Origin of the sequence: Bradyrhizobium sp. 27S5 (assembly GCF_037217225.1) — a bacterium.
GTDB lineage: Bacteria > Pseudomonadota > Alphaproteobacteria > Rhizobiales > Xanthobacteraceae > Bradyrhizobium > Bradyrhizobium septentrionale.
On the sequence record NZ_CP147714.1, the window covers coordinates 7,946,254 to 7,965,275 of the forward strand.

At 64.4% G+C, this 19,022-nt stretch carries 13 protein-coding genes; 9 read left to right on the forward strand and 4 right to left on the reverse strand.

The genetic code is table 11. The features are described 5' to 3' along the window. The first annotated feature begins 12 nt into the window (after positions 1 to 12). From WDM24_RS37420 to WDM24_RS37430, 3 genes are all read left to right on the forward strand, one after another. On the forward strand, positions 13 to 1,098 hold the full coding sequence (locus WDM24_RS37420) for a DUF2855 family protein (protein ID WP_338829279.1): 1,086 nt from the start codon (positions 13 to 15) through the stop codon (positions 1,096 to 1,098). A gap of 100 nt (positions 1,099 to 1,198) precedes the next feature. Continuing rightward, on the forward strand, positions 1,199 to 2,986 hold the full coding sequence (locus WDM24_RS37425; protein ID WP_338829280.1) for an NAD(P)/FAD-dependent oxidoreductase: 1,788 nt from the start codon (positions 1,199 to 1,201) through the stop codon (positions 2,984 to 2,986). A gap of 131 nt (positions 2,987 to 3,117) precedes the next feature. Further along, a complete protein-coding gene (locus tag WDM24_RS37430) occupies positions 3,118 to 4,095 on the forward strand; it encodes a peptidyl-alpha-hydroxyglycine alpha-amidating lyase family protein (RefSeq protein WP_338829281.1) in 978 nt (325 codons plus the stop codon). 185 nt (positions 4,096 to 4,280) lie between these two features. Here WDM24_RS37430 and WDM24_RS37435 read toward each other — a convergent pair whose 3' ends face one another. Beyond that, complete coding sequence (locus WDM24_RS37435; RefSeq protein ID WP_166299129.1) at positions 4,281 to 6,041, reverse strand: chloride channel protein; 1,761 nt, start codon at positions 6,039 to 6,041, stop codon at positions 4,281 to 4,283. A 191-nt stretch (positions 6,042 to 6,232) separates the two neighbouring features. On the opposite strand from WDM24_RS37435, the gene WDM24_RS37440 reads away from it, so the two are divergent. The 5 genes from WDM24_RS37440 to WDM24_RS37460 all read left to right on the forward strand — a co-directional run bounded on the left by WDM24_RS37440 (position 6,233) and on the right by WDM24_RS37460 (position 10,600). Further along, positions 6,233 to 6,790 (forward strand): HNH endonuclease, encoded by a 558-nt coding sequence (locus WDM24_RS37440; RefSeq protein WP_166299130.1) that lies wholly within the window; start codon positions 6,233 to 6,235, stop codon positions 6,788 to 6,790. A 216-nt stretch (positions 6,791 to 7,006) separates the two neighbouring features. Then, on the forward strand, positions 7,007 to 7,480 hold the full coding sequence (locus WDM24_RS37445) for a MarR family winged helix-turn-helix transcriptional regulator (protein WP_166299131.1): 474 nt from the start codon (positions 7,007 to 7,009) through the stop codon (positions 7,478 to 7,480). 2 nt (positions 7,481 to 7,482) lie between these two features. Continuing rightward, positions 7,483 to 9,534 carry an FUSC family protein gene (locus WDM24_RS37450; RefSeq protein ID WP_338829282.1) on the forward strand — a complete coding sequence of 684 codons (2,052 nt, stop codon included), beginning with the start codon at positions 7,483 to 7,485 and terminating at the stop codon, positions 9,532 to 9,534. Then, the gene (locus WDM24_RS37455; RefSeq protein ID WP_338829283.1) at positions 9,531 to 9,737 is read left to right on the forward strand and encodes a DUF1656 domain-containing protein; all 207 of its coding nucleotides are present in this window, start codon (positions 9,531 to 9,533) and stop codon (positions 9,735 to 9,737) included. The genes WDM24_RS37450 and WDM24_RS37455 overlap by 4 nt, the downstream gene beginning before the upstream one ends. Further along, a complete protein-coding gene (locus WDM24_RS37460; protein WP_338829284.1) occupies positions 9,734 to 10,600 on the forward strand; it encodes an HlyD family secretion protein in 867 nt (288 codons plus the stop codon). The genes WDM24_RS37455 and WDM24_RS37460 overlap by 4 nt, the downstream gene beginning before the upstream one ends. Before the next feature lie 79 nt (positions 10,601 to 10,679). On the opposite strand, the gene WDM24_RS37465 is transcribed toward WDM24_RS37460, so the two are convergent. Continuing rightward, on the reverse strand, positions 10,680 to 11,540 hold the full coding sequence (locus WDM24_RS37465; RefSeq protein WP_338829285.1) for a tetratricopeptide repeat protein: 861 nt from the start codon (positions 11,538 to 11,540) through the stop codon (positions 10,680 to 10,682). Between the two features lie 37 nt (positions 11,541 to 11,577). Further along, a complete protein-coding gene (locus WDM24_RS37470) occupies positions 11,578 to 12,225 on the reverse strand; it encodes a FecR family protein (RefSeq protein ID WP_338829286.1) in 648 nt (215 codons plus the stop codon). A 439-nt stretch (positions 12,226 to 12,664) separates the two neighbouring features. On the opposite strand from WDM24_RS37470, the gene WDM24_RS37475 reads away from it, so the two are divergent. Further along, positions 12,665 to 17,170, forward strand: coding sequence for a DUF5801 repeats-in-toxin domain-containing protein (locus WDM24_RS37475; RefSeq protein ID WP_338829287.1), 4,506 nt, complete (start codon positions 12,665 to 12,667; stop codon positions 17,168 to 17,170). 59 nt (positions 17,171 to 17,229) lie between these two features. On the opposite strand, the gene WDM24_RS37480 is transcribed toward WDM24_RS37475, so the two are convergent. Next, the gene (locus WDM24_RS37480; protein WP_338829288.1) at positions 17,230 to 18,993 is read right to left on the reverse strand and encodes an alkaline phosphatase family protein; all 1,764 of its coding nucleotides are present in this window, start codon (positions 18,991 to 18,993) and stop codon (positions 17,230 to 17,232) included. Positions 18,994 to 19,022: the final 29 nt, after the last annotated feature.

Sequence of the window (19,022 nt, forward strand, 5' to 3'; positions counted from 1 at the left end):
GGGATCATCGCCATGAACTCCACCGACTTTATCGTCATCCGCAACGACCTGCAGCAGTGCAAGGTGATCGAGACAGAGCTGCCCGACGCCGCGGCGCTGCCGGCCGACGCGCTGCTGGTCAAGGTGACCCGTTTCGCGTTCACCGCCAACAACATCACCTACGCGGTGATCGGCGAGCAGCTGAAATACTGGCAGCTGTTCCCGGCGCCTGACGGCTACGGCATCATCCCGGTGTGGGGCTTTGGCGAGGTGCTTGCCTCGAAGCATCCGAATGTCACGGTCGGCGAAACCCTGTTCGGCTATTTCCCGATGGCAACCCATCTTGTCATCGAGGCCGCCGACGTCAGCAAGCGCGGCCTGCGCGATGGAGCCGCGCACCGGCAGGAGGTCTCGCCGGTCTACAACGCCTATGCCCGGGTCTCCGGCGATCCGACCTATGTCGGCCGCCAGGGTGATTTCCGTGCGTTGATGCTGCCCTTGTTCATGCTGTCGTTCCTGGTCGACGACTCCCTCGCCGAGAACGAATTCTACGGCGCCCGCCGCGTCATGCTGTCGTCGGCCTCGAGCAAGACCGCGTTCGGCCTCGCCCATCTGCTGCACAAAAGGGGCATCCGGGTCATCGGGCTGACCTCCAAAGGCAATGTCGATTTCGTCAGCTCGCTCGGCTGCTATGACGAGGTCGTCACCTATGACCATGTCACCGCGATCCCGTCGGCCGAGCCCACCGCCTATGTCGACATGGCCGGCAACAGCGCGCTGCGCGAGACCCTGCACCGGCACTTCGGCGCACAGATGGTCTATTCCGGCCGGGTCGGGCTGACGCATCGCGCCAACGAGCCGGACGAGCCGACGCTGCCCGGCGCCAAGCCGGTCTGGTTCTTCGCGCCCGACCAGATCCGCAAGCGCGCCAAGGAATGGGGGCCTGGCGGCATCGACCAGCGCTTTGGCGCCGCCTGGACCGGGCTCGTGCCACATCTGCCCAATTGGCTCGATGTGGTCGAGCGGCGCGGCCCGGCCGCGGTGCGCGAGGCCTATCTCGATACCCTGCAGGGCCGCGTCCCGCCCGATCAAGGCCTGATCCTGTCGTTGGCCGAATAGGCGATATCCCGTCACGCCCTTTCTGCATGGCTTCGGATGGGTATAGGCTTTGCGGCAATGGGAACGCCGCACCAAGGCGGCCGATGGCGAGAAACGCTCAATGCTCGACAAGACGGACGATATTTCGGTCGCCGCCGACAATTGGCTTGTGCAGTTCGAGGATGCGCTGGCGAGCCCCGAAGATGTGCTGCTCAAGCCGCTGTTCCATCCCGACAGCTATTGGCGCGACGTGCTGGCGCTGAGCTGGAACATCCAGACGATCAACCGCGCCTTTGCGATCCTCGAAGAGATGCCCGGACACGCGCGTCGCAGTGCGCCGCATAATTTCCGCATCGACGCCGAGCGCGCCGCGCCACGCCGGGTGATGCGCGCCGGCACCCATGCAATCGAGGCGATCTTCAAGTTCGAGACGGCTGTCGGCCGCGGCCACGGCATCGTGCGGCTGGTCCCCGATGCGGCCGATGACGATCGGTTGAAGGCCTGGACGCTGCTGACGGCGCTCGAGGAGTTAAAGGGCTTTGAAGAGCAGCAAGGTCATACGCGGCCGCGCGGACAGGCCTATTCCCGCGACTTCCGCGGACCGAACTGGCTCGACCTGCGCAAGGCAGCCGCCGAATATGCCGGCCGCGACCCCGACGTGCTGGTGGTCGGCGGCGGACAGGCCGGGCTTGCGATCGCCGCGCGGCTGCAACAGCTCAGGATCGACGCGCTGATCGTCGACCGCGAGGCGCGCGTCGGCGACAATTGGCGCAAGCGCTATCACGCACTCACCCTGCACAACCAGGTGCAGGTCAATCATTTGCCCTACATGCCGTTCCCGCAGAACTGGCCGACCTACATCCCGAAGGACAAGCTCGCCAACTGGTTCGAATCCTATGTCGACGCCATGGAGCTGAACTTCTGGACCGGCACGGAGTTTGTCGGCGGCAGCTATGACGACGCGCAGGGACGCTGGACCATCGAGCTGCGCCGCGCCGACGGCACGACACGGAAAATGCAGCCGCGCCATGTCGTGATGGCGACCGGCGTCAGCGGCATTCCCAGCGTGCCTGACATCCCGTCGCTGAAGAACTTTGTCGGCAAGGTCATGCATTCCAGCGGCTACGAGGACGGCGAGCATTGGGCCGGCAAGCGGGCGCTCGTGATCGGCACCGGCAACAGCGGTCACGACATCGCGCAGGACCTGCATTCCTCCGGCGCGGAGGTCACGCTGGTGCAGCGCTCCTCGACGCTGGTCACCAATATCGAGCCGTCGGCGCAGCTTGCCTATGCCGCCTACAATGAAGGCTCGCTCGAGGACAATGATCTGATCGCAACCTCGATGCCGTTGGCGCTCGCCAAGCGCAGCCACGTGCTGATAACCGAGCAGTCGAAGAAGCTCGACAAGCCGCTGCTCGACGGCCTCGCGCGCAAGGGCTTCAAGCTCGATTTCGGCGAGGGCGGCACCGGCTGGCAGTTCAAGTACCTGACCCGCGGCGGCGGCTATTATTTCAACGTCGGCTGCTCCGATCTCGTCGCGGGCGGCGCCGTCGCCCTGAAGCAGTTTTCCGACATCGAGACCTTCGTAAGCGAAGGCGCGCGGCTGAAGAACGGCGAGACGGTTGCGGCCGACCTCATCGTGCTCGCGACCGGCTACCGGCCGCAGGAAGAGCTGGTGAAGAGACTGTTCGGCGAAGCCATGGCTGTGCGCGTCGGCCCGATCTGGGGCTTTGGCGACGGCCAGGAGCTGCGCAACATGTACACCCGCACGCCACAGCCGGGCCTGTGGTTCATCGCCGGCAGCCTCGCGCAATGCCGTATCAACTCGCGCACCCTCGCGCTGCAGATCAAGGCGATCGAGGAAGGGCTGTTGCCGCGCGACGTTGGGCCGGTGGCGAGGCTGACATAACCAACATCGTCATTCCGGGGCGATGCGCAGCATCGAGCCCGGAATCCATCAAGCCACAATCTTCGCTGATATATGGATTCCGGGCCTGCGCTTCGCGCATCCCGGAATGACGAGAAGAGAGAGGAACAAAAATGCCAACCATCCTCGGCACCGGCAAACACCGCTATCGCGTCGTTGAGAATTTCGCAAAACTGCCCGACGGCTGGAGCCTGACCGATGTCGCCTCCGTCGCGGTCGACAGCAAGGACCGCGTCTATGTCTTCAACCGCGGCGAACACCCGATGGTGGTGCTCGACCGCGAGGGGAATTTCATCAGGAGCTGGGGCGAAGGCGTGTTCTCGCGCGCCCACGGCCTGCATATCGACGCCGACGACAATCTCTATTGCACCGACGACGGCGACCACACCGTGCGCAAGTGCTCGACCGACGGCAAGGTGCTGCTGACGATCGGCATCCCGAACAAGCCGGCGCCGTTCATGAGCGGCGAGCCGTTCCATCGCTGCACCCACACCGCGCTGTCGCCGAAGGGCGAGATCTATGTCTCCGACGGGTACGGCAATGCCTGCGTCCACAAATACACGCCTGATGGAAAACTCATCAAGACCTGGGGCGAGCCCGGCACCGACCCCGGCCAGTTCAACATCGTGCACAACATCGCGACCGACGCCGACGGCTGGGTCTACGTCGCCGATCGCGAGAACCACCGCGTCCAGGTGTTCGACGGCAACGGCAAGTACGAGACGCAGTGGAACAATCTGCACCGGCCTTGCGCGCTGTGTTGCTGCGGCGGCGGCAAGCAGCCGAACTTCGTGATCGGCGAGCTCGGCCCCGGCATGGCGGTCAATCGCAAGGTGCCTAATCTCGGCCCGCGGCTGTCGATCGTCGACCACAAGGGCAACCGCATCGCCCGGCTCGGCGGCGAGCACGGCCCGGGCGTGGAGACCGGAAAATTCCTGGCGCCGCACGGCATCGCACTGGATTCACGCGGCGACATCTATGTCGGCGAAGTCGGCGTCACCGACTGGAAGACCAGCTTTCCGGACACCGAGATGCCGGCCGCCGTGCGCGTGACGCGGTGTTTGCAGAAGCTGGAGAGGGTGAAGGAGTAGCGTCGGGCTCGGCTCTCTCATTCCGTCACCCTGAGGAGCGCGCATTGCGCGCGTCTCGAAGGGTCGACGGCCCGGCTTGTGGCCGTACATCCTTCGAGACGCGCGTGCCGCGCTCCTCAGGATGACGGGTCTGATAGCTTGCGACGTGATCAACAGCTTTCTACTCCAGCCATCGGCCGCCAAAATCAGATCTCGCCGATCACCTCGCGGCGGCGCAGTTCGGATTCTTCCGCATAGCGCCGCATTGCGTGCGCTTCGGTGAGCAGGCCGATCGGCCGCCGGTCGCCGTCGCCCTCGACCACGGCGAGCGATTCCGCTTCGGCCGCGTCGAACACCGCGATCGCCTCCTGGACGTTCATGCCGGGATGCAGCATCACGTCGGCGTAGCGCAGAATGCCGGCAAGCCCCTTGTCGGCCTCGAGATCGGGCGCATGCGCTTCGGCGACCAGCGCAAGGCCTGCATAACGTCCCTCGCCGTCGATCGCGACGACCTGGGTCTTCGACCCCGGCGGAAATTCCTCGCGGAACGCCTCGATCGGCATCGCGGCGTCCACCGTTATCATGTCCCGCCGCATCATCTTGCCGACCGTCAGATCCCGGATCCAGCCGATATCGGCGGCGCTGCGGATGGTCTCGCCGCGCAGATGCAGCCGCCAGGTCGCGAACGAATAGCCGAACAGCTCGCGCGTGATCGTGGTCGAGATGATGACCGCGACCAGCACCGCAGTGGTGAGCCAGAGGTCGCCGGTGGATTCCAGCGCGATGAACGACATCGTCAGCGGACCGCCGATCACCGAGGCCGACAGCGCGCTCATGCCGATCACCGCATAGGCGCTGGGATCGAGGTTCAGCCCCGGCCAAACAATGTCGACGCCGGCCGCGAACAGCCGGCCGCCGAGCGCGCCCATGAACAGCGTGGCGAAGAACAATCCGCCGCGGAAGCCCGAGCCGAGCGAAACGATCGAGGCCACCGCCTTCAGCGCGAACACGCCGGCGATGAAGGCGAGCGGCATCGCCACGATGCCGGCGAAGCGCAGCGCGCCGTGGCCCGACGACATCACCTGCGGCGTCAGCAGCGCCATCGCACCGACGGCAAGCCCGCCGAGCGCCGGCCGCAGCGGCGGCCAGAGCCGGGTCTTGGCGAGCAGCGCCTCGCACAGCGTCACGCCGCGCATGATCGCAATCCCGGTCAGGGCCGCGACCATGCCGAGCAGCGCGGCGATCGCGAGATCCCGCCCGAGCACGTCGCCGACAGTTCCGACGCCGACGCCGAGCGGCAGCGGCTCGAAGGCGTGGGCGACGAAATAGCCGGTCACCGCCGCCACGCCGACCGGGGTCAGGCTCGCCGGCGTATAGCCGCCGATCACAAGTTCGAAAGCGTAGAACGCGCCCGCGAGCGGCGCGCTGAAGGCGCCGGCGATCGCCGCCGCAGCGCCGCAGCCGACCATGATTCGCTGGTCGTTGCGGCGGAGGTGGAAGCCGCGGCCGAGCGAGGCGGCCAGGCCGCTGGACAATTGGGTGTAGCCGGCCTCGAGCCCGACCGAGCCGCCGATGCCGCTCGACCAGATCGTCTGCAGCGCCACGATCACGCTGCCGCGGAACGACATCCGCCCGCCATAGAGCGCGTTGGCCTCGATCGGATCGATTTCGCGGGCCGGCCGAACCCGGAGCAGCAGAAGAAAGGCAATACCGAGCAGCAGGCCGCCGATTGAGGGAACCAGCAGCGCGCGCAGCGGATCGATGCTGGGCTGGCTCGACAACCGGTCGCCCAGCGGCAGATTGAACAGCACCGAATGCAGCACCGTGACCAGGCTGCTCATCACCGCCACCACGAGGCCGCCAATGGCGCCGATCAATACCGCCAGCACCACGAGGCTCGTCTCGTGCGCGCGTACGAATGCGCGCAACCGGCGCGGCGCCTCGAGATAGCTTGACGTCGTGGTCATCGGCAGGGTCCGTCACTGGCCGACACGGCCTTGCGGCTCCCTTTACGGGCCTCGCGGGCGGGAGGCAATCGGGGCAGGAACATGGCAGGGCGCGGCGGATAAGCCGCTCATTGCTCTTCACAATCCCGTCACGCTGCCTGTAGTATGTGAGTGCATGCTGCTTCGCAGCTAATGGGAGTCAGGAGCGTTATTTGAACGCACATGTCTCGCAAGGCGGTTGGCCGGTGCTGGTCTTGAATGCGGACTTCCGGCCGCTGAGTTATTACCCGCTGTCGCTCTGGTCCTGGCAGGACGCGATCAAGGCGGTGTTCCTCGATCGTGTCAACATCGTCGAATATTACGACCGCGCGGTACGAAGTCCTTCCTTCGAAATCCAGCTGCCCAGCGTCGTATCCCTGAAATCCTTCGTCAAGCCGACCACCCACCCCGCCTTCACCCGGTTCAACGTTTTCCTTCGCGACCGATTCAGCTGCCAATATTGCCTGTCGGCCGACGACCTCACCTTCGATCACATCATTCCGCGCAGCAAGGGTGGCCAGACCACCTGGGAGAACGTCGTCGCCGCCTGCTCGCCCTGCAATCTGCGCAAGGGCAATCTGACACCGCAGCAGGCCAGGATGTTTCCGAAGCAGGCGCCCTACGCCCCTACCGTGCATCAGCTGCACCGCAACGGCCGGCTGTTCCCGCCGAACTATCTGCACGAGAGCTGGCTCGATTATCTCTACTGGGATACTGAGCTCGATCCGTAGCGGATACGACGCGCGGACGTTCCGACGAAATTCACACGAAAAGAATCTAATCGTGGGCGCCATGGCTGCTGCCGCGAATCCATGAATTTTCTTCGAGCATGTCTGACACCATAAGCCTCTGTCCTCGCCGCAGAGTGCGTTCGCTTTTGCGTGATCGACGGAGATATTCCGGGGAATATGATTGCAGCCTAATCATTAGTATCCTATCTAATCGGCATGGCTCCGTCGCAAGCTCGTGTCCACGCCGAAATCGGGCTCCTGATCACCCGACTTGGGCGGATCTGGCGCCGCGAGTCGGATCAGGCGCTGTCCGATCATGGCCTGTCGGACGCGACTGCGATTCCGCTGCTGGTGCTGTCGCGGCAGGGAGAAAACGTCCGGCAGGGCGTGCTCGCCGACGAATTGGGTATCGAGGGGCCTTCGCTGGTGCGGCTGATCGATCTGCTCGCGAGCGAGGGCTTGGTGGAGCGCCGCGAGGATCCCACCGACCGCCGCGCCAAGACGCTGCATCTCACCGCAAGCGGCCAAGCCAAGGCCGCGGACATCAACCGTATCATGCGCCGCGTGCGGGCCAGCCTGCTGAAGGATATCGACAGCGAGAAACTTGCGATAACCTTCGAGACGCTCCAGCGCATCGAACAGCGTGCGAGCCGCCTGCAGGACGCGAAAACTGCCGCAGAGGCGAAATAGTCATGCGCGCGGAAGAGCCGTTCCTGGTCCGCCACGCGGACCTGATCTTCGCTTTGAAGACGTTCGCCGCGTCGATGCTGGCGCTTGTCATCGCACTGGCGATCGATCTGCCGCGGCCCTATTGGGCGATGGCGACGGTCTATATCACGTCACAGCCGCTCGCCGGCGCGACCAGCTCGAAGGCGTTCTTCCGCGTGATCGGCACCCTTGTCGGCGCGAGCATGACGGTCGCCATGGTGCCGAACCTGGTCAATGCGCCGGAGCTGCTGTGCCTCGCGATCGCGCTCTGGGTCGGCCTCTGCCTTTATCTGTCGCTGCTCGACGGCACACCGCGCAGCTATATCTTCATGCTGGGCGGATATACCGTCGCACTGATCGGCTTTCCGTCGGTGGCCGACCCGGGCAGCATCTTCGACGTGGCGCTGGCGCGGGTCGAGGAGATCTCGCTCGGCATCGTCTGTGCGAGCCTGGTGTCCACCGTGGTGTTTCCCCGCAGCGTTGCGCCTGCGGTCGGCGGCCGCGTCAGGAATTGGCTGTCGGATGCGCGCGGTCTGTCCCGCGACGTGCTGCTTGATCGCGGGGCCAGCGAGACGCGCCGGGCCCAGCGCCTCCGGCTTGCAACCGACATCGTCGAGATCGATACGCTCTCGACCCATCTCGCCTATGACCGGCTGGCCGACGCCGGTGCCGTGCGCGGCCTCGGTGAGGTCCGGCTGCGCATGCTGATGCTGCTGCCGATCATCACGTCGATCGAAGACCGGCTTGCCGCACTCGGCGAGGCGGCGCTGCAAAGGCAGCCGGAGCTCCGGCGCCTGATCGGCGATCTCGCCGAATGGATCGTGGACGACGATCGCCAGCCGCAATCCGGTGAAGAGATCCGCGCCGCAATCGCCGAGCGGCAATCGGCGCTCGACGGCCTCGCGCCGCGGGAGCGCATCATCACGATCAGCCTGCTGCTCCGGCTGCGCGAGCTCATCGACATCTCAGCCGACTGCCGCGCGCTGGGCGATGCGATTACCGCAGGCCGGGATATCTCCACCGTTGCGCTATCGTTCCACCCGGAATCGGGCGCCGCGCCGGTCCGCCATCGCGACCACGGCATGGCGCTGTGGTCGGCCGCCGGGGCGGCGGTGGCGATCCTGATCTGCTGCGGCCTGTGGATCGCGACCGGCTGGCCCGATGGCGCTTCGGCGCCGATGATGGCGGCGGTCGCCTGCTCCTTCTTCGCCGCGCAGGATGAGCCGGCGCGCAGCATCCGGGCCTTCGGCCTGTTTTCGCTGGTCGCGATCGTCGTGGTCGCGATCTATCAGTTCGCGCTGGTGCCGGGTATCACCCATGTCGAGGTCCTGATCGCCGCGCTGGCGCCGACCTTCCTCCTGTATGGTTTCCTGATCGCGCGGCCGAAAACCGCGCCAATCGGCATGGCTCTCGCTGTCAACACCGCAACGCTGCTCGCACTGCAATCGACCTACAGCGCGGATTTTGCCAGTTTTGCCAACTCGTCCGTCGCCTTCTTCCTCGGTATCGTGATTGCCGAGATCGTGACCCGGATCGCGCGCGGCGTCGGCGCCGAATGGATCGCCAGGCGGCTGACGACGTCGAGCTGGCAGACGCTCGCGATCGCGGCCGAGCGGCGCGGCCACGGCGACCGCGCGCAGTTTGCCGGCCTGATGCTGCATCGGCTCGGACTCCTGGCCCAGCGCATCGCCTTCATCTCCGAGAGCGACCGCCGCGATGCCGACAGCCTGGTCCAGCTGCGCATCGGGCTCAACATCATCGATCTCAGGCGGGCCCGTTACGGCCTCGCCGCATCGACCGTGCGCGCCATCGACGACATGCTGGACGACCTCGCGGCGGCGTTTCGCGGCCATGCGGACGAGGCAATGCCGACCGAACTGCTGTCGTGCATCGATGCGGCGCTGACCGCGGTCGTCAAGGATCCCAATGAGCGCGCCCGGGACGATGCATTGCTCGGCCTCGTCGGCATCCGCCGCGGCCTGTTTCCGGATGCACCCGCGTATCGATCGCAGCCCGAGGAGAGTTTTGCTGCATGAGATATGAGCTCGATATCTACGGTGTCCTGGTCCCGGCGCTGCTGCTGTGGCTGATCGTGGCCTATGCGCTGAGCGTCATCGTGAGCCGGATCATGCAGCGCTTCGGGCTTTACCGGCTGGTCTGGCACCGCGCGCTGTTCAATTTCGCCCTGTACGTCTGCCTGTTCGGCGTCGTCGTCTATCTCTCGGAGTTTCTGCCATGAAGGGGAATTTTGCCTGGCTTGGCCGGGTCGCGCTGACCGCGATCGCGCTCGTCGCCGCGCTCGCCGTCGCTCGCGCCCTGTGGGTCTACTACATGGAGTCGCCGTGGACGCGTGACGGCAAGGTCCGCGCCGACGTGGTTCAGGTCGCTCCCGACGTCTCCGGCTTCGTCACCGACGTGCTGGTCAAGGACAATCAACCGGTGCATCGCGGCGATATCCTGTTCCGGATCGATCGCGCGCGCTTTGCCCTGGCGTTGCAGCAGGCCGATGCTGCGGTCGCCGGCCATCGCGCGACGCTGGATCAGGCCGACGCCGACCTCAAACGCTACAGCGCGCTGACCACCGATGCGGTGTCGCAGCAGAAGCAGGAGCAGGTGCTGGCCACGCAGCTCCAGGCCAAGGCCGCCTATGATCAGGCGGTCGCCGATCGCGCCGTGGCGCAGCTCAATCTGGATCGCAGCGAGGTGCACGCATCGGTGAACGGCACCATCACCAATATGGACCTGCGGCCCGGCGCCTATGTCAGCGCGGGCAAGGGCGTGATGGCGCTGGTCGACACCGATACGCTGCATGTCGAAGGCTATTTCGAGGAGACCAAGCTCGCGCGCATTCGCGTCGGCGACAAGGCGCAGGTCCGGTTGATGGGCGAGCCGGTCCGGCTCACCGGACATGTCGAGAGCATTGCGGCCGGCATCGCGGACCGCGACCGCACGGAAGGCGCGAACCTGCTCGCGAACGTCAATCCGACCTTCAGCTGGGTTCGGCTCGCGCAACGCGTTCCCGTGCGCATCGCGCTCGATCACCTGCCGGATCGCATCGCGCTGGTCGCCGGCCGTTCGGCGACGGTCGAGATCATGGACTAGCCGGCCGGGCGGGCCGCACCGGCGTGGCGGCGTGAAGCGGGCCACTCGCGCTTGCTGTGCCTCTGTCGGCCAAGTTCGCCTATTGCACGCCGTAGCGTGCAAAATCGTCGCCGATGCTGCCCTGGATCGCCTTTGCCGCCGAGATATCGCCATCGCCGCCGGCCTTGTCGCCCTGTTTCAGCTTCGCCAGCCCGCGTCCATAGAGCGCGCTTGCGAGCTTCGGATCGATCCGAATTGCGGCGCTGTAATCGTCGATCGCCGCGCCGAGTTGGCCCGTCTTCAGATAGATCAGGCCGCGCGAGTCGTAAGTCGCGGCATTGGCCGAACCCGATTGCAGCGCCTTGTTGCAATCCTCCAGCGCCGCCTGCAAGGCGCCGAGGACGGCCCGACTCCAGCAGCGTCCGTTCCATAGGCCTTCGAGATTCGGCTCGAGGCGAATGGCCTGATCATAATCCTGCGCTGCGTGGGCATAGTCATTCGTCTTCAGGTGGGCTTCTGCGCGATTGGCGAAGGCCTGGCCGTAGTTCGGGTTGAGCTTGATGGCCTGATCGAAAGCCGCAGTCGCAAGCTCGTATTCGTGTTTCCTGAAATAGGCCACGCCGCGGTTGTTGAACGGCTTGGTGTAGGTCGGATTGAGCTCGATGGACCGATCGAAATCCTGGATGGCGCGGTCGTAATCTCCCTGGGCGGCATAGGCGTTGCCGCGGTTGTTGTAGGCGATCGCCAGACCAGCCGTCGTCATGTCCTGCCCCGCATCGATCAGCGCCGTGCATCCGCCAATGCGCGCGTCGAGCGGTGCGCGGTCGCGGCACAGTTCGACATTCCGCAGATAGTTGTCCTTTGGCTTCGGCTTCTGCGCGATCGCCGGCCAGGCGAAGAGCATCGCAACGAGAAGCGATATCAGGCTGACAATTGCGCCGGCGCTTGCACGAGGTTTCATGTCGGCCCTTGCATGCTCGAAAAGGCCTGCACCTGCCCTAGCATCCTCGACAGATGTTTGGATTAAACTTGTGGAGGGGGTTTTGCTCAGGTTGCTGCGTTGTTCGTGTCCCGGTCTTCCGGACCTTGCTCTTGCCCTCTTCAACGAGCGTGGCGAACTTCACAGTGCCATCCTCAGATATTTCGATGCGTGGCGTGGTGCCTCGAATGCCCATCGTTGCCACGGGGGTGTCGATCTTCATGTCGCCGGTCTTCGCAATGTTGCCGGCAACAAAGGTGAACGTTCCATTGGTCAGTTTGAGCAAGGTCGAGTTTGACTTGCCGTTTGGATCGTACACGAACTCGGTCATGGCCATTTTGGCGTTGCTCGACAGATTGAACGAGGTGCCGTCGGTGAAGTTGATCCCCACCCGTCCGTCGGCTCCGGTCTGCACCACATCGCCCAGATAGACGGGGTCGCCAACCTGCGTCTGAGGCAGTTTGTCAGGCAGCCCCGCCTGAACGACGACGGCACTCACGTGCTCGATCGTGACCGAACCGGTGGCCGCCACGACTCTCCCGATGAATTTCGATTGAGAAGTCTGGACCGCGGGCTGGGCCGGCTCGGTTTGCGCCTGCACCTGGCCGGGCACAAAAGTTGCGAGCGCCAAGCCTGCAAGCAATTGAACAATCAAATGAATGCGCACGATCCCCTCCTTTGAGAAGATTTTGTCGTGTCGTGGCTCGATGGTGATCGGAACCGCCGGGCCGAGACCGCAGGACCTTGAGTGCCAGATGAGCTACCGAAAACAGGCATAAGTGCCTGACGCAGTTCGACTAAAAATTAATAAGTGGACAATTTACTCAGTAACTATACTATTAATTTTGCGGGGCTGCACGCGCGATAAAGGACAGCTGTTCTGCCATTTTCGCAATGGCTCCCCGCTACTTAGGATTCGATTTTCACTACCGAATTTAGTTTCAATCAGGACGTTTCGGCGGGCAAGCCTATGGCTGCTGGCGCGAAAATTTTTCACCTCGCGGCGAGCCAAACCAAAAAACTACGGCACCACGTTCCGTCTGAACTGCCCAGCAGGCGAAAAGCCAATGTCAGTTGCGTCCGGCGTCGAGTTCGGGGGCGTGTGCATGGCCGATTTGGGCCAGCCGCCCCGATTGATCGGCAACATTCAGACGGCGATCGGCTGCGGCACTATCAGGCGTGCAAGCGGCATCGCGGTTCGAGGCGCGATTGGCGATCCCGTTCGCGAGGGTGACGTCATCGAGGTCGAAGCCGGCGGGCGGATCGAGATACGGTTGATCGATGGCAGGGTGCTCGACCTGCCAGGTGGCACCTGCCTCGAGCTAAGTGCATGCGCGCAGGACCCCAGCGACATCGCGCGACCGGGCCTGCTCGCGAAGACCAGGGGCATCTTCCGTTCCATTGGCAGTTGGCTAACAAGGTCGGGCACCCCGGCCGCGGACCCGCCGGTTGGCAACATTCGAGCGGGCGGCTTCGGCACACTGACGCTCACCGCGCTGACCTTCTCGCTCCTGAAAGAAGCCCGGGCCGCGGAGCCGAACGTCACGTTCCTGGACGACGACAGCATCAACTACAAGGACCTCCACCACGGCGTCTTCGAGCTCGTGACCAAGGAGGCGATCCCCCGGCATATCATCGTCGAGGATCCCGGAGAGACGATCATCCTGAGCAGAAAGGGGTCCTCCGTCGGCGTCAACCATGCCACCAATTCCCCTTCGCACATGCAGGAATTGCGGGAGGCCCAGCAGGAGACGCTAGCCTATTTCGAGAAGGGACCGGGATCGAAAGGGTCCAGCACGCCGACCTTCGACGGGTCGCCGTTGCTGCAACCGATCAATTTTCAGCCTGGCGCGCAACCGCTGACGCAAGATCCGCTCGCGCCCGTGCCGGTGGTCATCTTCGCCAACGTCGAGACCTTCAAGCCGCCGCCGGTGCCGCCGCACCTGAACCTCGGAGCAGGATTGACGGAAATCGATACCGCGAAATTTGATGACTTCGGTACGGCGAGCGGAACTTTTTCCGCGAGCAGCAAGAACGGCGCAGTGACATTCGGCATCGGCGGAGGAAGTGCCGGCAACGTGGTGCAGGGCCAACTGACCTACGACGTGTCGAGCACCGGCGCGTTTGGCACGCTCTACCTCAACAGCGCGACAGGAAACTACACCTTCGTTCCGAACAATGCCGCGATCAACGCGCTGAAGGTCAACTCGACCCAAAGTTTCGTTATCACCGTGTCGGACGGCACGCTCTCGACCAGCGAGAGCTTCGACATCCCCATTGTTGGTGTCGACGACGCCTCCATCATTTCCGGCGCCAAGGCCGGCGCGGTTGTGGGTGCAGTCGGCGTCAGTGGGGCCTCGCCCGGTCTGCTCATCTCGACCGGCACGCTCACCGACACCGATGTCGACGATCCCGCCAATACTTTCACCGCCATCAACGCGCCGACGACAAGCGCGGGCGGCCACGGCTCATTCACGCTCACAACGGCCGGCGTGTGGACCTATACGCTCAACAACGCCGACAGCTCCGTGCAAGCCCTCCATGTCGGCCAAACCCTGACCGACAGCTTCACGGTGACCACGATAGGCGGAACCCCGCAGGTGGTGACGATCACCATCCACGGCCCGCTGATCGAGGCCAGACCGGCGCCGTCGCTGACGCTGAGCGAGACCCATCTGACAGCGACAGCGCTGGACGACAACATCGCCGGCTCGGCACCGGACGCCGCGTTGACGACGACCTCAGGCGAGTTCTCGGCGGCGTTCGTCACCGCACCGGGTCTGACCGTCAGCTACGCGCTGACGATCACCAGCGGCAATGGCGCGGCGTCGGGGCTGATCGACTCGCACACCGGCCTCTCCGACGTGCTGGTCCTGAACGGCAACACCATCGAAGGCCATGTCGGCACAGCAAGCGGGGCGCTGGCATTCACCATCGCGGTTGATCCGGCCACGGGCCGCGTGACCTTCGTCGAGCACCGCGCGGTGGAACAATCGTCCGGCACCAGCCCTGACAGCGGCGAAGGGATCGCGCTGGGGACCGGCATCGTAAACCTGATCGCGACGGTCACGGACAGCGACGGCCGGTATCAGGACATAAGCATCGATCTCGGCAAGCAGCTGACGATCACGGATGACGGCCCGCACATTGCGGCGGCGGGCACAGCCCCATCGCTGACGCTGAGCGAGACGCATCTGACGGCAACGGCGCTGGACGACCACATCGCGGGCTCGGCACCGGACGCGGCGCTGACGACGACTTCAGCCGATTTCTCGGCGGCCTTCACTTCGGTGCAAGGCGCCGATGGCGCGACAATCCACTACGCGCTGACGATCACGGGCGGCAACGGCGCAGCGTCGGGGCTGATCGACTCGCATACCGGCCTCGCTGACCTGCTGGTTCTGAATGGCAACACGATCGAAGGCCGCGTCGGCGCGACCAACGGCACACTGGCATTCACCATCACCCTCGATCCGGCTACGGGACGCGTGACTTTCACCGACTACCGGCCGGTGGAGCAGCCGATCGGCGGAAGCCCGGACGGCGGCGAAGCCGTGTCGCTGGCCGCGGGCATCGTGAACCTGGTTGCCACGATCACGGACAGAGACGGCGACTTCCAGAGCGCCAACCTCGACCTCGGCAGCAGGCTATCCATCAGCGACGATGGCCCCTGCATCCGGGCCAACGGCACCGCTCCGTCGCTGACGCTGAGCGAGACGCATCTGACGGCAACGGCGCTGGACGACCACATCGCCGGCTCGGCGCCGGACGCGGCGCTGACGACGACTACAGCCGATTTCTCCACGGCGTTCACTTCGCTCCAGGGCGCCGATGGCGCGACAACCCACTATGCGCTGACGATCAACGGAGGCAACTGCACCCCATCCGGTCTGACCGACGTGCATACCGGCCTCGCCGACGTGCTGGTTCTGCACGGCAACACCATCGAAGGTCACGTCGGCACCGCAGGCGGGGAGCTGGCATTCACCATCGCGCTTGATCCGGCCACGGGAGCAGTCACTTTCACCGAGTATCGCGCGGTGACGCATCCGTCCTGCACCAGCGCTGACGAAGCCGTGTCACTGACCGCTGGCGTCGTAAGCCTGGTTGCCACCATCACGGACAAGGATGGCGACTTGCAGAGCGCGTGCATCGACCTCGGCAAGCAGCTGACGATCACGGACGATCACCCGACCATTTGCGGTTTCCCGGAGACCTTCGTCGCCGCTCAGGACCATCAGACGGCAAGCGGCACTTACCATGTCGATTTCGGCGCGGATGGCGACGCCGCGCTGCGCGTTGCCGTCCACGACGGTGCAGTCGGCAGCACGGGATACGATCTGGAGACGTCATGCCTGGGCGACGGCATCACCTCGGTGCACGTCACCGGACATGGCGATGACTACAGCTTCTACTATACGACCCATGAGGTGGGCGGCGGCGTCGAGCTCGACGCATACCTTACGGATTGCGGCGGCACGCTGGCCGATCCGTACTTCAAGTTGCTGATCGATCCGGATGGAACCTTTTGCTTTGATCTCGAGCACGCCGGGCTGTCGAAGGACGTCACCGTTAGTGGCTCCGATTTCGGCGCCCCGGCCTGGGGCACGCCGTCATTGACTGCTCCGGACCGACAATTGGTGATTACCGGGTCCGACTGCGCCGGCCATGCGCTCGATGTCAAGGCGTCGGACTGCGGTATCGCAGTCGGCGACAGCGGACTGCAAATGGACCCCACCGAGCAGTTGAACCTCGCGTTCACCGGGCAGCAGTCGCAGGTCAGTTTCAATCTCACGCAATGGCAGGGCTACGGCACGGCCGGTGTGATCCTCAAGGTTCTTGACGGCAGCTCCGACGTTCACGACTTCTGTATCGATGTTCCCAAGCCGCTGTGCGGCAGCGCCAGCTTCGTGGTGCAGGAGACATCGGATGCTTCGCTGATCGACACCTATACTTTTGATGCCACGACGACGACGTATACGCTGTACGTTGACAGGCCGTTCAATCAAGTCCAGGTCGACTACGATCGGGCGGAGGCCGGGCACCCCACCTTCGCGGTCAACAACATCAGCTACACTGAAAAGACGAGCATCAACGCGGATCTCCTGTTCGATGTAACTGCGGTCGACGGAGACGGCGATTCGGCGACGACCAATCTTCAGGTCGATATTCAGTGCCACACGGCGGGGATGGATGCCTTCACATTCGCGGCCAGCCCGGACAGTGCTGCGCCACCGGTCGGCGGCAGCACCAGCGCTCCAGCGCCCGACGTTAGCCCGATGTCAACGAGCGGCCACGTAGACGCGGCCTTGTCTCAGGCCATGTTGCCCTTTGTAGACGGCGGAACATCCGCAACGACCGCGCAGTCCTTTCATTTCGCGGCGGAGCTTCCGAGCCTTGAACAGCAGGCAGCTTCGCCTCCTCCAGACTTCGATCAAACGGCCACGTGGTTCGGTCAGCACCAGGATTCCGCTGGATTTCGCCTGGCACAAGGGGCAGCAGATGCAGCGCCGGCAATCGGGCCAGCTATCCCGGAGCACCAGCCAGATTACTTCTCAAACCACATGCCGGACGCCGTCGTGACCCATACGCCTCACGATCTGATCGTCTAACTACTCCCCACACTCCGGCCCGCGTCGGACGTTGACGCGGGCCAGGATCGCTTCTCTTGTCAGTGGTCGCCGGCCTTCAGCGCCGCCGAAAGGCTGCGCACTGGGCGCGTCACCAGCGGATCGAGATCAAAACGCTTCTCGAGCATCCTGAGGATCGACGTGGTGTCGAAATCCTCATGCGCGACGCCCGACTTGTTGAAGCGCTTGGCGATCAGCAGCGCCGGAATGCGGGTGCCCGGACCCCACTGGTCCGCAGCCCTGGCTTCGGCACCATGACGGTTGTGCGGCGGCGGCGGCACGTGATCCCACTGCCCGCCGAACTCATCATAGGTGATGACGATCAGCGTATCCTTGCCATCCGGCCCTTCGGTGATCGCCTTGACGAGATCGACGAGATGCTGGCTGCCTTCGGACTCGCTGGTGTAGCCCGGATGCTCGTTCTCCTCGCCGATCGGCTTGATGAAGCTGACCTGCTTCAGCCGGCCGCTCTTGGCCGCCTGGATGAACTCCGCCTCGTCCTTCAGATGATCCCTGCGGGCCTGCGTTCCCGGTGCGTAGTTGGCGAAGTAGTTGAGCGCCTGATGGTGGAACTGGAAGTCCACGTCGGCGCAATTCGGGAACACCGCCGTCGCGAGATGGTTCGGATCGGTGCAGGTCGTGCCGTTGCCGTTGGTCCAGCCGGAAGCGCCGACGTCGCCATTGGCGTTCGACCAGCCGCCCGAATACCAGGCCCAGTCAACGTGCTTTGCCGACAGCCGATCGCCGATGTTCGGCGTGTGCAGCGGCGGAAGGCGCTTGATGTCGGGGGTGCCCGGCGAATAGGGCTGGTAGGTTGGCTGCGTGGTGTTGACCGCGTAGTCGCCGCAGGCGAGGCCCGCCGGTAGCCCGGCCTGGCTGCACTTGGCCGTCAGCTGAGCATCCTTCACGGTGGAGAGCGGCGTATAAAGCGGCGTGCTGGTGGGCATGCCGTTGGCATCGACGATCGAGTGGAAGTCGTTGGCGCTGCCGTCGCTCAAGGCACCGACGAACTGCGGCGCCGCGGCCGCAACAAAGAACTGGTGGTTGAGGAACGAACCACCGAAGGCGCCCTGGAAGAAGCTGTCGGCGATGACGTAGTTCGGGGCGCCGTGGCCGTGCAGATAGCTGTAGATCGGCAGTTTCTTGGTGTCGTAGTAGCCCATCGTCAGGCCCGACGCGTCGCTGCCGGTCACGTAGCGGTTCTGCCGGCCGCCGTTGAGCTGGTACTGCTCGTTGTAGAAGCGATGCACGATGTCCTCGGTGCAGCCGCCGGGCGCGCCGGTGCCGTTGAGGAAGCCGTGCGCCGCGAAAGCGCCGACCGGTTTCGGGCAGGTGGTGGCCGAGGTCGGAATGAAGTCGTTGATCTCGAACGGCTTGTTCTTGAAGGCGCTCAGGATCGCGACCGTGCCTGTGTTGTCGGTGCAGCTCGTCGGCTGCGGCGACGGCGAGGTCAGGTTGACGTCGTTCTGCAGCAGACAGGCATAGACGGTCTGATTGTCCTGCCGGACCTGCAAGGTGTGCGCCGCATCGGCGTCAGCGGTGCCATTGATCCGGTCGCGGCCGACATCGCCCCAGTGTCCGTAGAGGTTATCGAAGCTGTGGTTCTCCTGGTAGATGACCACGATGTGCTTGTACTGATGCACCCCCTCATGACCGCGATCGCGCAGATCACGCAGCTCGTCCCTGACCTCGTGCTTGAATTCATCGATGATCTTTTCGACCAGATTCTCTGCGTTTGCCACCGGTACGGTGGCAACGGTGCCAGCAACAATTGCGAGCGCCGGAATGGCTCCCCAAAGCCGCATCATGCTCTCCTGATTTAGAAAGAAATAGA

Bases quoted from the DNA above. Each gene is read 5' to 3' on its own strand.
- WDM24_RS37450 (WP_338829282.1), top strand. From the start codon at position 7,483: ATGCGCGCGGAAGAGCCGTTCCTGGTCCGCCACGCGGACCTGATCTTC.
- WDM24_RS37430 (WP_338829281.1), top strand. From the start codon at position 3,118: ATGCCAACCATCCTCGGCACCGGCAAACACCGCTATCGCGTCGTTGAG.
- WDM24_RS37435 (WP_166299129.1), bottom strand. From the start codon at position 6,041: ATGACCACGACGTCAAGCTATCTCGAGGCGCCGCGCCGGTTGCGCGCA.
- WDM24_RS37425 (WP_338829280.1), top strand. From the start codon at position 1,199: ATGCTCGACAAGACGGACGATATTTCGGTCGCCGCCGACAATTGGCTT.
- WDM24_RS37475 (WP_338829287.1), top strand. From the start codon at position 12,665: ATGGCCGATTTGGGCCAGCCGCCCCGATTGATCGGCAACATTCAGACG.
- WDM24_RS37455 (WP_338829283.1), top strand. From the start codon at position 9,531: ATGAGATATGAGCTCGATATCTACGGTGTCCTGGTCCCGGCGCTGCTG.
- WDM24_RS37480 (WP_338829288.1), bottom strand. From the start codon at position 18,993: ATGCGGCTTTGGGGAGCCATTCCGGCGCTCGCAATTGTTGCTGGCACC.
- WDM24_RS37445 (WP_166299131.1), top strand. From the start codon at position 7,007: ATGGCTCCGTCGCAAGCTCGTGTCCACGCCGAAATCGGGCTCCTGATC.
- WDM24_RS37465 (WP_338829285.1), bottom strand. From the start codon at position 11,540: ATGAAACCTCGTGCAAGCGCCGGCGCAATTGTCAGCCTGATATCGCTT.
- WDM24_RS37460 (WP_338829284.1), top strand. From the start codon at position 9,734: ATGAAGGGGAATTTTGCCTGGCTTGGCCGGGTCGCGCTGACCGCGATC.
- WDM24_RS37420 (WP_338829279.1), top strand. From the start codon at position 13: ATGAACTCCACCGACTTTATCGTCATCCGCAACGACCTGCAGCAGTGC.